The organism is Paenibacillus sp. FSL M8-0212 (assembly GCF_038004645.1).
In the GTDB taxonomy this organism is placed as follows: Bacteria; Bacillota; Bacilli; order Paenibacillales; family Paenibacillaceae; genus Paenibacillus.
Genome location: NZ_JBBORP010000001.1, coordinates 4932455 through 4948412, shown reverse-complemented (window position 1 = coordinate 4948412; position 15958 = coordinate 4932455). Strand labels below are relative to the sequence as shown.

The following is a 15958-nucleotide window of genomic DNA, read 5'->3' as shown; positions in this document are numbered from 1 at the left end:
TGAATTTTATCACAATGTTTGAAATTTCGTCATTTTTGCCCCCTTTCCTTCCCCCTCAAACGGTAAGATTAGGTATATACTGAACTTAAAAATTGAACCACCGCAATTTGTACCGTCCTTCCTCCCGGCCGAGATGACCCTGATCAGGACGGCAACGGTTTGCGGCGAACCTCGGAGGCTACTGCTTATTACAGAAGGTCGTCCGATGGACATAAAGGGGAGATAGACTTATGAGAGAACTAACCACTGTACTGGAAAAGCGCGGTAATACCAACTGTTTCTCGGAAGCAAATTTCAACCATCTGCTGGTTACCATGAAAGATAGAACCTATCCGGAAGGTACACATCTATACTGGGAAGGCGACATCTCTGACAAACTTTATTATATGAAACGGGGTCGTGCCCAGATCACCAAATCCACGGATGAAGGCAAGGAACTGATCATGTACATGTATCAATCCGGTGATATGATTGGGCAGGCTGATCCCTTCTTTGGCTCTAAACACAGCTTCTCAGCGGAAGTATTAGAGGACAGTGAGATCGGTGTACTGGAGCATAAAGACCTGGAGATGTTAATCTGCCAGCATTGTGACTTCGCGATCGACTTTATGAAATGGATGGGCATCCACCACCGGTTGACACAGACCAAATTCCGGGATCTCATGTTATACGGTAAACCGGGTGCACTCTGCTCCACCCTCATTCGGTTGTCGAATTCGTATGGTGAGCCTCATGGAGAGCATGTCATTATTCACAAAAAAATTACCCACACGGATCTGTCCAATATGATTGGAGCCACTCGTGAAAGTGTAAACCGCATGTTAAGCGACCTGCGTAAGAAAGATGCGATTGAATACGACAATGGCATGATTGTTATCAAAGATCTGAAGATGCTGCAAGGGATCTGTCACTGTGAACTTTGCCCGAACGAGATCTGTCGTATTTAATATTTGACTATGCTAATCGGATATTGCTTATATATTTAATGAAAAAAAGCCCAGTTCTCTAAAAAGAGATTGGGCTTCTTGGTATACTTAGGATGCATTGGTCAATTCAAGTTTCACCGCATCACGTGGATTCAATTTCATGTCCAGACCATTTTCCATTAATTCTTTGTCATTCACCATAATGACCCACCGCTCATTCATACGAGGCGTGACATTCTCGACCGAAACGACAAATTTGTTATTCTCAGACATTCTTACAATGCCGCTGGACTTCAACACATCGCGAACTGTGCACTCTTGAACGTAGACGCCGGCATATTGACGATTAAGGGTTGGCATAATGTTTCCACCGCTAACCTTGAGTAACGTTGTCTGATATGCAACGCCATCTCCCCCACTGTCAGCGGCTTTCACGTAAATGATTACTTCATCTTTGGCATGAAGCTCCATGTCCCAATCTTCCTGTTCAATATCCTTGCCATTTAATTTGACAGCCCAGCTAAGCGAAGAATCCAGAGAAACTTCTCCGACGGATTGAATCCGTTTGCCATCTGCCGTAAAATCTACCAGTCCGCTATTGAGTAATGCTTTTTTGAGTGTCAAACCCTCACTAAAATCTCGCTTAATGGACTTTGTTGCATCAGGCAAAAATGTACTGCCATCTACAGCCACTGTGATCGTATTCGCTGTTTCTGTCTCCTTGACAATTGGCTGCTCAGAAGGCTGTGTCTCACTACAACCAGCCAAGATCGCCAGTAGGAGCAAACATACACCTATGTAACCGGGGATTTTCTTCATCATGTAGGTAACACCACCCTGCGTAAAATCATTCACCCTGTTGTCCATAACCTCTATTATGGCACAACTTTCGGCAAAAAAAAGTGTCAAAGCCGTTACTTTTATAGGGTGTCCCCTCCAAATAGGGCTTGTACAAGAAAGAGAGCCTGCACACAGGCTCTCCAATCTAATTCATTTTTATGTTCGAATTGGTTACGTTATCACTGGACACTAGCCTGCATATATGTCCGTCCTCCATCGCCATCTTTCAGATATGGATTAAGCCCGAAGAACTGCTCCTCAGATACGTATACCCCCGTCAGCAATCGCCCTTCAAGCAATCCACCGTCCACCTGCACGCAACATGAAGGTGCGTCTACATACTCCTGATACAACGGAATCTGCCCATATTGTTGATGGACCTTGAATACCTTGCCTTGCTCATACAAAGGCCGTTCCGAGAAATAGGTAGGCACAATATAACGGGCAATGACATCCAGTTCCTGCACGCTATAAAAGGGTTCATCACCAAGCCATGGTGCAAACATTCGAATCTTCTCATATTGAGACCAGACAACCGCCTGAATCAGCATTTCTGCCTGAACCAACCGACCTTCTCCCACATCCAGAACCAATCGCTTACCATGGATGGTTTCCTCCATCTGAGAAGTCGTTGAATCAGGTTGTCCCAGCTCACATCCGATACACTTCCAGCCCCTGGACGTTTGAATCCATTTTTGCAGCACCGCCGGAGCTAATCTCGGACCATCGCTGTTCACAGAATGCGTATTCACTTCGGCAAGATCATCCTTAACCGAACGGGAATATGCTGTGCGCTTAAACAACTCCGCAGCTTTTTTGTAAATCAGATGTACCTGAATGGATGCGCTCTCAAGTTCTGCAATATCTTTTTTGCCGTAGCGTACTTCACGGGATAAGCTTTCTTCTCTCATGACAAGTGGGCCTCCTTCGCTCCGGCCGTCTGTGGCCATTTTCTATAGATTATACTACAACTCATGACAACATGTGCATAGCCCAAGAGAAAAACGCCGATCCACGTTATACTTAAGACAAAAACCCCTGATTTCCACGGAAATCAGGAGTCTATGTCATTCATCAACGAAAGTGGGTGATGCTTACACGTTAGTCAACCCACTTCTCAGCCCAGTCTTGAATTTGATTCATGACGGGCTGGAGCGCTCTACCTTTATCCGTCAGTTCATATTCAATACGAACCGGCGTCTCGGGATAGACGTGACGAACCAGAATACCTTCACTCTCCAGATCTTTCATCCGTTCGGATAACATCTTATCACTCATGGATGGGATCAGATTGGAGATATCCTTGAATCGCTTCGAACCACTCATCAATGTTTGAATAATTAAACCATTCCAGCGCTTGCCCAAAAAAGAAAACGCCGTCTCAAAACGCGGACACATCCGCAAGTCTTGACCTTCCACATTAATCACCTCTTTAGAGATCACTCAAATCAACTTACATTTTGTTAGTATATTTCATAATAACATATTTAAGCTTCAAAGAAAACGCCTGCAACTAAAAAGTTTAAATTTTAGAAGCATAACATCCAAAATGGATCATACATCCCAGTATACATTACACGCTGCGTCGTAACCATGGGAAATATCGTATAACTTCCCCATAGTACTATCTTACCCAAAAAGAACCCAGCTGCCACAGTCATCAATGACTCGGAGAAGGGTTCTTTTTGAATAAAACTTATAATTTCCATTACACGATTGAGTTAGTGAATTAGACCAGCACGCCACCAAATGGTCTTACAGGTTCGCTCTTGCCAAATTCCGGCTTAAAGCTGCGGGCAGGATATGCCCATTTCACAGCGTTGCTGATCACTCTTAATATTTCCGGTTTGTAATAGGTCGGATACGTCTCATGACCTGGTCGGAAATAAAAGATTTTACCTTCACCACGCCGGAACGTACATCCGCTCCGGAATACTTCCCCACCCTGGAAGTTACTTACAAACACCAGTTCATCCGGTACTGGAATATCGAAGAATTCACCGTACATCTCTTCTTTTTCCAATACAATCTTGCCCTCGATGCCATCCGCAATCGGATGAGATGGGTTAACACACCATACAATTTCCTGCTCGTCAGCTACACGCCATTTCAGATCGCAGCTGGTTCCCATCAGTGCTTTGAATGGTTTGGAGAAATGACCTGAATGGAGCACAATCATTCCCATCCCGTTCAGTACTCGCTGCGCGACCTTCTGTGAGATCTCATCGCTTACGCGATCATGTGCCATATGTCCCCACCATATAAGCACATCTGTGGAATTCAGCACTTCATCACTTAATCCGTGTTCAGGCTGATCCAGTGTAGCCGTACGAATAGCAAAGCCTTCGCCGCCAAGTCCGTCAGCCAGTGCTCGATGCAGACCATCCGGGTAGACTTCCCTTACTTCATCGTGAATTTTCTCATGGACAAATTCATTCCAAATGGTGACGTTGATCATATTCAATTTCCCCCTAGTGTAGCTCTAAACCCACCACATATCGCCCAGCGGTTCTTCAATCAATACTTGCTGGAGATTTTGCACGGCTTTAGAGAATCCTTCTTCAACCGACATCAGACCGTCTTCGTGCTCAATACTTACTACATAATCATATCCGACCAGACGCAAGGCACTCATAATATCTGCCCAAGTCTTGTTATCATGTCCATAACCAACCGAGCGGAACTGCCAAGCCCGATCCAGCATATTGGTATAGTCCTGCATATCCGTTACACCGTGTTTGTTCACGTTTACCGGATCAATCGTTGTATCTTTTGCATGGAAATGATGGATGGCTCCTTCACGTCCCAAGATGTGAATTGCCTGAACCGGATCAATACCTTGCCACCACATGTGACTTGGGTCCAGATTGGCTCCGATCACTTCACCTGCAGCTTCACGCAGTCTCAGCAGGGTTGCTGGAGTATGAACGGAGAATCCGCCGTGCAGCTCCAATCCAACTTTTACGTTACGATCTGCTGCAAATTTACCCCACTCTGTCCAGTAAGGGATAACTTTGTTCTCCCACTGCCACTTCAGGATCTCCTGGAAGTCATTTGGCCATGGTGCAACAGGCCAGTTCGGATATTTGGCATCCTCATGGTCTCCCGGACAACCGGAGAATGTATTCACTACAGGTACTTCCAGCTTCTCAGCCAGTTCTACCGTTTTAACAAAATCATCGTGAAATCCTTTGGCAATATCCTTTTGCGGATGTAGCGGGTTACCGTGACAGCTCAGTGCACTGATCGTCAAACCACGTGATTCCACTGCATTTTTGAAGTTTTTCAATGCTGTAGGATTGCTTAACAACTCATCTGGCTTACAATGTGCATTGCCTGGATGTCCGCCTGTTCCGATCTCTACTGCTTTTAATCCCTTGGATGCTACATAATCAAGAGCATCCTCCAATTTACGTCCTCCGAATAGTACCAAAAATACGCCGAGTTTCAAGTGCGATTCCTCCCTGGATCAGATATCGTATGATTGCTGAATTCATGAATATTGAACTGTATACAATTACCGTTCAGATCACATGCCTGTTTGATTAGTGTGGAAAATCGAGAGTGTTTCTATCCTGAAATTGAACGTAAGAATACTGGTTATTCTGCTTCACTCGCAAGAGCATCAAGCTTCGAACACTTTTTACTCAGACTAGTGGGATTCCACGGTTTCAATCTCAGTTTGAACTGTACGAGTTACTGCAAAAGAATCATAGCTGCTCTCCAGATGTACGTGCTTGCCTTCAAGTGAAGAACGCTGGAATGAATGCATGGCTTCCAGAACGTGATAAGCTAGCTTGCCACTGGCTTTGTGTTCCCGTCCGGCACGAATGGATTCAACCATTTCCGTTACGCCGATGCCTCGTTCGTTTTGTCCACTTTCGAAGACTGGTTTGACCGTCTCCCAAGTGTCTTGACCGTATCTGCGAACCTTCACTTCCCCGTTAAAATAGTTGGGGTCCGGTACACTAAGCGTACCTTCTGTACCATAGATTTCAATACGTGGCAGATCCGAAGCTCCGCGAATATCGAAACTGGTAATCATCGTTGCAATGGCCCCTTCTGCAAAATCAATGGTTCCTGCCAAGTGGGTAGGCGTCTCTACTTGCAGCGCTGTACCTTCCTTCGGTCCGGAGCCAATCTTGCGATCTGCAATCTGTATGCCTGCCGAGGCGCTGATTCTGCGTATCGGTCCAAGCAACGTAATCAGAGCGGTCAGATAGTAAGGTCCCATATCAAACATCGGTCCGCCACCTGCAACATAAAAGAACTCCGGATTGGGATGCCAAGCTTCTGGTCCTCCACCCATAAAGAATGAAGTCGCTGCAACCGGCTTGCCAATCAGCCCATCCTCAATGGCTTTACGAGCTGTCTGTATGCCTGAACCAAGGAAGGTGTCCGGTGCAGAACCAACATACAATCCCTTTTCCTCAGCCAGCTCAACAACCTTGCGACCATCCTCAAGAGAAATTGCCAGCGGCTTCTCGGCATACACATGTTTGCCTGCTTCGAGTGCAGCCAGATCGGTCATGGCGTGACTTCCAGGAACCGTAAGGTTCAACACAAGTTCAATTTCGTTATTTTGCAGCAACTCATCTACATTGTAAACGTTTGCGATATTAAATTCATCTGCCCGTTCCTGAGCGCGTTCACGAATCAAATCCGCAACAGCCACGACTTCAATGACCGGGTTGTTTTTGAGATTTTCCAAGTAGATGGCGCTGATGTTACCACACCCGATGATGCCTGCTTTCATTTTCTCCACTGTGACGTTCATCTCCTTACGCATGGTGAAAATCTGCGTTTGAATGGTTGAGATACATATGTTTTGTTGGATGTTTCCTCTTCCTTAAATCTAATACTATGGTATTCCGTTTCAGCTTCAATTAAAATGAATAATATGATTGAAACATGAACTATCTGGTCATAATTTTCAAATTGCAAGGAGTATGCCCATGCCGACAGATCAAACCTGCCAAGTTCTTACAGCAGGCTTTTCATTTCATCGTAAACCCTACGCTATGGTGCAGCCTGAAGGGGTGAAGAACTACCTGTTAAGACTGCAAACAGACGGACGTTGCCGTGCACGCATAGACGGGGACATGTCCCTGGTAGATGCGGGCGATCTGCTTCTTTTTGATCCTGACGAGCCCTATGAGCTGAGAATAGACAATGAAACCAATCCGATGGGAGAACAACTGGTGGAGAGTGGTGACTATCACATCTTCTTCAATGGTTCCTGGGTGGATGAGTGGTGGAAGCGTCACAAACGGCCGACCCGGATCAAAGTCGAACTGACGGAAAGCCTCTTGGTCCTGTTTCGACAGCTCGTACTGGAGCAGCGCCGCATCTCCAATCCTTATCCGGAAATTTCAAGTTATTATATGCGAATTTTATGTCTCGAAGTGGATCGTCTGCTCGCGGAGCATCCAACGATAACCAACACCAATTATGTGGCTTATGAGATCAAGAACTATATTGAAGAAAACGCTTCCTCTTTATTCAAGCTCGATGATGTGGCAACACATATTGGCATCAGTGTCTCACGGGGGGTTCATCTCTTCAAAGAAGCGTTTGGCAAAAGCATCATGCAATACACGCTTGACGTACGGCTCAACATGGCCAGGGAACGGATTATTTTCAGTCCAATGACCCTGGAGCAAGTGTCTGAGTCTTCCGGCTTTAACAACTATACCTATTTCCATCGGGTATTCCGTTCCCGGTTCGGCATGTCCCCGAAGGAATTCCGCGTCATTCACCGGGAACAGATGTAATCATACCAGTATACGTAAGTTGAACTTATTTGCGCGCGGCTATGGCCTCGGATACAACCATCGCCAGATCTTCATTGCCAAACATGGACAACACGCCAAGTACCGTATCATCCGGGATCTCACCGGCTTCCTCCTTGGATACAATCAGCTTCTGCATCTGCTGCAAACGCTCGTTGCTCTGCTGATTCGGGTAGGCTTGCCGGTACATCTCTTCCGGGTCCAAACCATTATTGACACACCACTGGGCAAATACGAGGATCATCATCTCTTCTTCCTGTTTATAGGTTTCTACAACAGCTTCCTCGATCTGTTTATTACGTTCCTTTTCATATTCATCCATGACTTGTATTCCTCCGTATGTGTATTCTGCAATTATTTGCGAATCAATTGTTCCGCCAGTTCATGACTGTCCATGACATGACTTGCACTGATCAGGCAATCATCAGGTGAGTCCAGACAAGCCAGGAAATTATCAACTGCTCCGCTAAAACCTCTGCGTGCTAACACAGTGTCCCAGCTCCCGAACGTTTCTTTGGTTTCCAGACTCCCCTGTTCCATGCAGCTGATCGTGTCCATGTTCAGCACTTCAACAGATCGTCCACCACCATGCAATTCGATCTTCTCCAGATCTGCCCCAGCTTCACGCACCATATCGAATCGACCGTAGGCTGTTCTGCCCAGCTTGGCCGTTCCGGTTGCATGAAGCAGTCTGTCCAGATCATTCTTCCGAATCCATTGATGAAGCAACTCCACATTATGATCCGAGTACCACAACATCAGATCCAGCATATGGATGAGATCATCATAGATGGTTTCTGCCGTAGGACGATCCTGAATGCCTGTACGATGTTTGGTCACTGTCAAGGATTCAAAACCTTTTCCACCCTGCATCCATTCTTTTGCTTTTTGATACATCGGTGCGAATCTGCGGTTGAAGCCCACTGCCAGTAGCAGCCCTTGTGCCTCGGCAAAAGCAGTCATCTCTTCCGACTCCCGAATCGTATAGGATAACGGTTTGTCTACGTACACGGCTAATCCCTGTTCCAGACATTGCATGACAATGTCAAAGTGCGCTTCCGTTGCTGTATGTACAAACACGGCATCCAGATCCCAGGACAACAGTTCTTTCAGATCCGTTGTTCCCCGTTCTAATCGATACGCCTCCTGAACGGCTTTGACCGGCTCTGGAGATCGGTTCATAATGCCTACAATCTCCACGTTCGGATGAGCTGTTAACAGCGGCAAATATACTTTACGTGCAATATCGCCGAGGCCGATAATTGCAACTCGTTTACGTTGGGTTGTTTCCATGATGATCACTCCACCTTCAGTTCGGTTCTATATTTCCACGTCCTATAGTGTAACCCTTCGGACAGCAACTTGCCAGTGATTGCAGCACACTTCGTACGAATTGTTCAGACAATGGGCGAACGTGGTAAACTTAGGAGGAACAGCAGTACAGATCGGGACACGACCAGACCTGCCTGATCTGAAAGGAGCGTTTGGGATTTTGCGAAAATGGTTATGGCTTCTGTTATATGTTTTACTTGCAGGAGTCACGTTTATTTACAGATATGAACTGCTGGCCTGGACCGATCTCCATCAGTCCATTCCGCTGTTACTCGCCATGGCAACATTGTTTGCACTTGTGCCTGTCATTCCTTATAAGTTTGTTATTATCGCCTTTGGTTACAGTTACGGTACCACCACAGCAGCCTGGATATGCTGGCTTGGCACAACACTTGCTGCCATGCTCGTTTATGGCGGAGCAAGAACCATCTTCAGACATCAGGCGAGATCGTACCTCGAACGTATTCGGGGTCTAAACCGTTTTACCACATGGATGGAAGCACATCCGTTCATGGGTGTCATGTCGATGCGACTGTTGCCGATCGTGCCTCAGATGGCCGTTAATATCTACGCAGGTATAACGTACACGCCATTCTGGGTCTTCATGCTTGCCACGGCCATTGGGAAAATGCCAGCGATTTTTGTATTTGCCTATGCAGGTGCACAAGCTGAAACCTCAATCTGGCTGAGCCTGGCCATCCTTGCCGGATATCTGGTGTTCATGGCCATTGTATTACTCTTATTTCGCTTTCGGTCACGCAACAAAGCCTGAATTCAGAATTCGCAAACCGTTCAGATTCAGCTTGTTTTCATTCCGGCTTGGTTGGCTTGCCAATTCAGGATATAATAGAAGAGCAAGCCTAATGCTTGTGTAACAAGTTTTAATAAAACGGTAGATTGCTGGAGCTCGAACACGAGCGCTAAATCTTCATCAGAAATGGAGTGACTATAGCATGGAACAACATTCAAGTGAGTTAGCAACTTTTGCAGGCGGATGCTTCTGGTGTATGGTATCCCCCTTTGAAGAACTGCCCGGTATTCACAAGATCGTATCGGGTTATACAGGAGGACATACCGAGAATCCAACATATGAAGAGGTCTGCTCGGAGACAACAGGACATGTAGAAGCTGTGCAAATTACGTTTGACCCTGCCATCTTCCCTTATAAGAAACTGGTTGAACTGTTCTGGCAGCAGATTGATCCTACGGATACAGGTGGGCAATTCCATGACCGTGGATCTTCCTATCAGACGGCCATCTTCTATCACAGCGAAGAACAACGCCAGATTGCGGAAGCTTCCAAAGCGGAGCTGGGACAAAGCGGACGTTTTGACAAACCAATCTTCACTCCGATTTTGCCAGCCAAACCGTTCTATGAAGCGGAAGAACATCACCAAAATTATCACCGGAAGAACCCTGCCCATTACAAACGCTACAGCAAAGGTTCTGGACGTGTAGATTTCATCGAACGCAACTGGACCGGTAACGTGGATAAAGACGGGCTGAAAGAGCGTTTGACGCCGCTTCAATATGAAGTTACGCAGAACAGCGCGACCGAGCCTGCATTCCATAACGAATTCTGGGATCACCACGGTGATGGTATCTATGTGGACATCGTATCTGGCGAGCCATTGTTCAGTTCTACCGACAAATACGACTCCGGCTGCGGCTGGCCGAGCTTCACACGTCCATTGCGTGACCACAACGTGAAGGAAAAAACTGATCTCAGCCACTTCATGATTCGTACCGAAGTGAGAAGTCGTGAGGGGGATTCCCATCTGGGTCACCTGTTTAACGATGGTCCTGCCGAAGCAGGTGGAATGCGTTATTGCATCAACTCTGCTGCACTTCGTTTTGTACCCAAAGAAGACTTGCAAAAAGAAGGATACGGTGAGTACGCCGTCCTTTTCCAATAAGTTTTAATACAAATACAAAAAAAGCAGTGGGATGATCCCGCTGCTTTTTGATGTACATTCTTTTTTTAATAGACGAACTAATGTTACAGGAGAATGCATTGATTAGATTTGGCTCGAAGAGATTTCCGAACTCAATTGACTGGCAGGAGCCGTCTGATCATTACCAAATTGAATTCGCATCGCTGGAACAATACCCATGATCATCACGGTAACCGAGATTGCGTAGACGATAAAAATGGATGTGCTGTTCATCAGTACACCTGCCATTGAAGATCCAAGAAGCATGCTTCCTATGAATAAAGGTGTGATGGTGCCATTCACTCTCCCGATCAAGTGCTCATCTATCCGAGTGACCAAGTATGTGGAGATGATGACGTTGATGAATGCCAAACTGATTGAGCTTAAGAAGCTGATGACAATAGTCAGCCAGAACCAACTGGATAACACTTCCCCCATCGTGGCTACAGCCAGACACAGCACACCTACAAGCAGAGTTAAGGTCTGGTTCAGCTTGGCACTTACAGCAGCCGCAATACCTCCTCCAATCAATAAACCTATTCCAGATGCACCAGACAAAAACTGTAACGACGTTGCTTCAAGTCCCAAACGTTCGGTGATCAGAAATATTCCAAGTGGGCTGATGAGACCCGCAGAAAGCCCTATACAGATGAATACCAGACTAAGCATTTTTAACGAGCGAGATCGAGCAACATATTGCCAGCCCTCTTTGATATCCGCTAATAATGAGGTATTTGTTTCCCGCTGAGTGGCATCTTTAGGCAGAAATGTGAGTAGAAGCGCAGAGGTGAGGAATAGAATGAGTAAAGCGTACATGGACGCCTGAATCCCCATTGCAGTGTATATAAACGTTCCGACGATTGGTCCGAGAATTAAAAACAACGATTGACCACTCTGTGTAATAGCAATTGCAGACTGCAAATGTTCTCCCTTTACATTTCGCCTCACAATCTTTAGAGAGGATGGTTGAGAAAACTGGCTAACGATAGAGGATACAAACGTGGCTACGTATAGAATCTGCCAATACCCAGAAGATAAGACGCCAATAATCATGACAATAGACAACGCACTCAGAATATCCCCCAGTATCATCGTACGTTTGGGATTCCAGCGATCAGCAAGTGCACCGCCAATGATGGAGAAAACAAAAATCGGAGCATATTCAAGTACGGTAATCAGCGAGACGGCTATCGGACTTCCCTGAGTTCGATCCATCACATAATAGAGGATTGCCATATTTCGGATCCATATCGCCAGATTTTGCAGCAGATCAGACCCTGTCACGATTAAAAAAGCTTTGTTTCTGAACAATGTGTTCATTCTCCATCTCCTCTTTTAAACCGACTGTCCGGTTTATTAATATTTAAAAAGAAAAACTGACAGTTACATCAGCTTTTCATGGTTAACGTTTTGAATACCTGCCAGCAGACTGGCCATGCCTTTGTGGTAAATACGACGAATATCCGTCAGGTCCTTCTCATAGTAGAGCGTAGTCAATCCGCTAAACAGACCGTAGATAATGTGCATTACATCCTGTGGGTCATCCGGTTTTAACTCCCCATCTTCCATCCCTTTAGTAATAATGGACTCATATGTCGCATACGGAATACGGATCAGGGAAAGCATCTCATCAAGCATCTCCTGACTGACGACCTGACCCGAGACAAACTCGTTAATGGCGTGATTCAGCGGGTTAGCCAAATCATCTACATAATGGTCAGCAAGTCCGTACAGTTTGTCTATGGCAGTCTTATACCCGGATTCTTTGTCCAGCCAAGCATCCATCCAATCTTCATTGTTAAGCTTGATCAGATACATGAATAACTCTTCTTTGCTTTTGAAATGATAATAGATGCTGCCTTTACTCCGATTGTTAATCGTACATATGTCTTCCATGGAAGTTGCACTATATCCCTTTTGGGCAAACAGTTCCTTGGTATTACGTGCAATGTCTTTCTTTATCTGGGTAACATCTTTTCTTCGTTTGACTTCGATTGGAAAAACCTCCATAAATTAAACCGACTATTCGGTCTAATAGTATCACAGCTAAAATCCCCCCGTCAATTCAAAGTGCACAGGCACCCTCTCATTTGCTACTTCAGAAGATGTACAAGAGAGTGCCTGGCTACAATTCAGGAAAGAAGTCGTCACATCATACTTACAATCCAACCAATCCAATACGCAAATGGAATTAATAACAACTGTGCCAACAGTGTACCGAATAAACGGGACACGAGCATGCAACCATAAATCTGATTCATGCGATCCAAACGGATCTCTCCACGTAATGATTTGTCACTGAGCAGAGAAATCCGCGGATCAATCAGGATGGTTAACAAAATAGTCGCTATCCCGTTAATCAACCCGGTTGATTGGGATGCAGCTACAGCCTGCCCTGGGTAAAGATACGCTGCGTATAAGCTGGACAGGACACCTGTGGTGTAGATTGCGGTTACCGCTACATTCAACATCATTAACCGTCTTGGCATCCCATGTTGTACCAATCGTTTCGCCATCTTCCAGGATGGCGGGGTGATGTAATACGTTGCATTTCTAATCTTGCTTCGCTTCAGCATACCGCGAACCATTGCTGGGATAGAACCGGCTGCTTCAAAATGTACAACCATTCTCGAAGACAGCTTCACCATGGTTGGAAAACACAATATGGCTAATGCCGTTCCAATCGTTGCCGCACCCATTAACCAGTGTAGCTGTGCCGCAAAGTGTGGATTGGCTCCACGTGTTGCGGTATCCACCAGATTACCTACCATTGGGCCCTGGGCCATATTCGAGGTTCGAGAAACCAGCAGCAAGATACCCGCCAAAGAAATGGCCAGCGCAATTCTGCGGGTGCGAAGCCCTCCAAGACGCAGCGCGTATGACAAGCTGTCTGCGGCATGAATCAGCATGGTGAACAGCATAGGGATTGCCAGGCTAAGACTAAACATATGTGTATGTACTCCTTTATCTTCCTTTTGTTGAACTTATTTCTTACATGGACAGCATTATACTCCTCTGGCTTGCAAAAGTATAGGAACGAGGTCCTTCAATATAAGTTGAACTAAAGAATGTTTACACTGGACACTCCGATGACAGAACAACCTTCCGATCGCTGTTATCCCCAGATTTTTTGATTCCTTTTAGAAAGGGTAAATCCGGGGATAAAGGCGAACACTCCGCTTCTTCAGGTTTTTTCTGTCCTCTCCGTTTTGTGTAAATGTTTATTTCAATTTATATAGATCATCGGTAAATGCACTTACGACCTCAGTTGTTCATCGTTTATCCCTCCCCTCACAGGGTAATATACAACTAATCCATCATCGTACAGGAGGGGTTTATATGCCTTGGAACAAACAGGATTATCCGGTTTCCATGAAGAACCTGGAACCACGTGTTAGACATAAAGCCATTGAGATTGCCAATGCTCTGCTCGATGACGGGTATGAGGAAGGGCGCTCCATTGCTATAGCGACAGCTAAGGCGGAAGAATGGGTTGAAAATCATCCCGCACCGGAAAGTTCGAAATCGGATTCCACATCTTCTTCCGATCATTCGGACCACAAAAAGTCGTCTTCCACGGATCGTCGTCATTCCGAGCCCGTTTCTTCGTCCAAAAGTCATGACAACATCCATGTCGTGCCTACCGACTCCGGTTGGGCGATCAAGGAAGAAGGAAAGTCTACCTATCTGTCGACATTCGATACTAAGGCAGAAGCTGTAGATAAGGCCAAAGAACTGAGCAGCAAACAAAATATTCGAGCGATTATCCATAATCAGGATGGTCAGATTGCTTCTTCGATCAAGTCCTGAATGAATCGGAAAACAACAAAATCCCTTTTGCTGCTGAAGAGCAGTCTAAAGGGATTTTGTATGAACTTTAACTATCAAGACCTGAATATGATGCATACAGGTTATGGTTGTTCTGAAACGTATGGTTAATTGGATACCCCTCTAGCCACCGTAGTCCGTTGTGAAATAGCAGCAGCGTTAACTGCCTTGGCTGCAGCCGATGGCATCGGCAATTTCACAGTCGAAGTTGTAACCACGGTTCCGCGAGCCGGAACACTAACGACGTACGTGATGACTTTACTGGCAATCCATACGGCCAGAATCGTATATAAAGTTTCTTTTACCGGAAGAAAGAAAAGCGACAATCCCAATACAAAAGCATCGCTGACAAAGAAAACTGTTCCCAGCTTCCATCCCTTCCAGCGGCTAACCAGCACGGCGAGAATATCGTCTCCGCCTGTCGCTCCACCGAATCGAAGCACGATCCCAGCGCCTACCCCTGTCAATATACCGGATAGAACTGCCGGAATCCATAGATTTCCGTTAAACGACAATACCAGTGTGGAGTATCGTTCAAAGCCGTCATAGAATAGGGAAAATGCACCGACGCCAAGCAAAGCCTGAATCATGAATTTCCAGCCTTTGAGGAACCAAGCCAGGATCATGACCGGAATGTCCAGTAACAACATACCGATAGCAGGTGATAAGCCTGTTGCGTATTTTCCGAGCAGGGCCAGACCAACAAATCCGCCCTCCGATAAATGATTCTGAAAGTTAATGTGATAATAAGCAAAAGCTAAAATAAATGTACCAAGTAGCATAATGGCGAATTTGATCGCCTCTGTTTTAACGTGTTGTAAGGTTAACGATGTTCTCTTCATTCAGGTTCCCTCGCAGTTTGTAGGTTGGTTTTTAGACCGACCGTACCCTGCAAAAGGTAAGCCTGGAAGAAATCATCGTGTACGTCCTTCGAATATTCATTCCAATCCCCTCTTTCGCAGAGTCAGCCGTTTTTTTGAACCGGTTGGTGTACTCTACAAGGGGCGCTATGTGTATGAGAGATCGTAACGTTTCCAGATCGTCCTTGGGGAGATTGTCCTTCGGGAACTCATGGTATCCTGATCCTTTCTGTTCTGTTGTGGTTAGCTGTGCTCAGTTAAACTGAAAAATAACTACAATGCATAAGCTTGAACATTTAATTGTACACTTACACTTGGATTACAGTACCCTCTTTTGATCGCGGTTATCCCCGGATTTTTGGAATTCCATTTTCCCTCTGGGGAAAATCCGGTGATCGCTTATGCTTCCGAAGCTGCTTTCATTCAAAAAGCTTTCAGGCGAACGC

17 protein-coding genes are annotated in these 15958 nt (G+C 45.8%); 5 read left to right on the top strand and 12 right to left on the bottom strand.

Translation table 11 applies throughout. The features are described from left to right. Positions 1-230 precede the first annotated feature (230 nt). Positions 231-947 carry a Crp/Fnr family transcriptional regulator gene (locus MKX68_RS21800; RefSeq protein WP_076333276.1) on the top strand — a complete coding sequence of 239 codons (717 nt, stop codon included), beginning with the start codon at positions 231-233 and terminating at the stop codon, positions 945-947. A gap of 87 nt (positions 948-1034) precedes the next feature. On the opposite strand, the gene MKX68_RS21795 is transcribed toward MKX68_RS21800, so the two are convergent. The 6 genes from MKX68_RS21795 to MKX68_RS21770 form a co-directional block, all read right to left on the bottom strand. Further along, positions 1035-1748, bottom strand: coding sequence for a hypothetical protein (locus tag MKX68_RS21795; protein ID WP_017687552.1), 714 nt, complete (start codon positions 1746-1748; stop codon positions 1035-1037). 197 nt (positions 1749-1945) lie between these two features. Beyond that, the gene (locus tag MKX68_RS21790) at positions 1946-2677 is read right to left on the bottom strand and encodes a hypothetical protein (RefSeq protein WP_340914070.1); all 732 of its coding nucleotides are present in this window, start codon (positions 2675-2677) and stop codon (positions 1946-1948) included. Positions 2678-2867: 190 nt separating this feature from the next. After that, entirely contained in the window at positions 2868-3164 is a 297-nt protein-coding gene (locus MKX68_RS21785; protein WP_076333333.1) for a winged helix-turn-helix transcriptional regulator, read from the bottom strand. Between the two features lie 331 nt (positions 3165-3495). Next, positions 3496-4224 (bottom strand): ThuA domain-containing protein, encoded by a 729-nt coding sequence (locus tag MKX68_RS21780; RefSeq protein WP_017687549.1) that lies wholly within the window; start codon positions 4222-4224, stop codon positions 3496-3498. Between the two features lie 24 nt (positions 4225-4248). Next, complete coding sequence (locus MKX68_RS21775) at positions 4249-5217, bottom strand: sugar phosphate isomerase/epimerase family protein (RefSeq protein WP_036674961.1); 969 nt, start codon at positions 5215-5217, stop codon at positions 4249-4251. Positions 5218-5418: 201 nt separating this feature from the next. Then, positions 5419-6531 (bottom strand): Gfo/Idh/MocA family protein, encoded by a 1113-nt coding sequence (locus MKX68_RS21770; RefSeq protein WP_091028759.1) that lies wholly within the window; start codon positions 6529-6531, stop codon positions 5419-5421. A gap of 190 nt (positions 6532-6721) precedes the next feature. Here MKX68_RS21770 and MKX68_RS21765 point away from each other — a divergent pair, with 190 nt between their 5' ends. Then, complete coding sequence (locus tag MKX68_RS21765; protein ID WP_340914067.1) at positions 6722-7540, top strand: AraC family transcriptional regulator; 819 nt, start codon at positions 6722-6724, stop codon at positions 7538-7540. 25 nt (positions 7541-7565) lie between these two features. On the opposite strand, the gene MKX68_RS21760 is transcribed toward MKX68_RS21765, so the two are convergent. Further along, positions 7566-7880 (bottom strand): hypothetical protein, encoded by a 315-nt coding sequence (locus tag MKX68_RS21760; RefSeq protein ID WP_340914066.1) that lies wholly within the window; start codon positions 7878-7880, stop codon positions 7566-7568. 32 nt (positions 7881-7912) lie between these two features. Next, on the bottom strand, positions 7913-8851 hold the full coding sequence (locus tag MKX68_RS21755; RefSeq protein WP_340914065.1) for a Gfo/Idh/MocA family protein: 939 nt from the start codon (positions 8849-8851) through the stop codon (positions 7913-7915). Between the two features lie 121 nt (positions 8852-8972). Between MKX68_RS21755 and MKX68_RS21750 the strand changes: the two genes are divergently transcribed. After that, on the top strand, positions 8973-9662 hold the full coding sequence (locus MKX68_RS21750; protein ID WP_143781418.1) for a TVP38/TMEM64 family protein: 690 nt from the start codon (positions 8973-8975) through the stop codon (positions 9660-9662). A 181-nt stretch (positions 9663-9843) separates the two neighbouring features. Next, positions 9844-10806, top strand: a complete 963-nt coding sequence (msrA, locus tag MKX68_RS21745; RefSeq protein ID WP_036614455.1) for a peptide-methionine (S)-S-oxide reductase MsrA — start codon at positions 9844-9846, stop codon at positions 10804-10806. 102 nt (positions 10807-10908) lie between these two features. Here msrA and MKX68_RS21740 read toward each other — a convergent pair whose 3' ends face one another. From MKX68_RS21740 to MKX68_RS21730, 3 genes are all read right to left on the bottom strand, one after another. Then, positions 10909-12144, bottom strand: a complete 1236-nt coding sequence (locus MKX68_RS21740; RefSeq protein ID WP_340914064.1) for an MFS transporter — start codon at positions 12142-12144, stop codon at positions 10909-10911. A gap of 63 nt (positions 12145-12207) precedes the next feature. Beyond that, positions 12208-12834 (bottom strand): TetR/AcrR family transcriptional regulator, encoded by a 627-nt coding sequence (locus MKX68_RS21735; RefSeq protein ID WP_340914063.1) that lies wholly within the window; start codon positions 12832-12834, stop codon positions 12208-12210. Positions 12835-12971: 137 nt separating this feature from the next. Continuing rightward, positions 12972-13772 (bottom strand): lipid II flippase Amj family protein, encoded by an 801-nt coding sequence (locus tag MKX68_RS21730; RefSeq protein ID WP_237174518.1) that lies wholly within the window; start codon positions 13770-13772, stop codon positions 12972-12974. 391 nt (positions 13773-14163) lie between these two features. On the opposite strand from MKX68_RS21730, the gene MKX68_RS21725 reads away from it, so the two are divergent. Beyond that, the gene (locus MKX68_RS21725; RefSeq protein WP_340914062.1) at positions 14164-14634 is read left to right on the top strand and encodes a DUF2188 domain-containing protein; all 471 of its coding nucleotides are present in this window, start codon (positions 14164-14166) and stop codon (positions 14632-14634) included. 125 nt (positions 14635-14759) lie between these two features. Here the strand turns inward: MKX68_RS21725 and MKX68_RS21720 are convergent, their stop codons facing one another. Continuing rightward, complete coding sequence (locus tag MKX68_RS21720) at positions 14760-15494, bottom strand: YitT family protein (protein WP_340914061.1); 735 nt, start codon at positions 15492-15494, stop codon at positions 14760-14762. Positions 15495-15958: the final 464 nt, after the last annotated feature.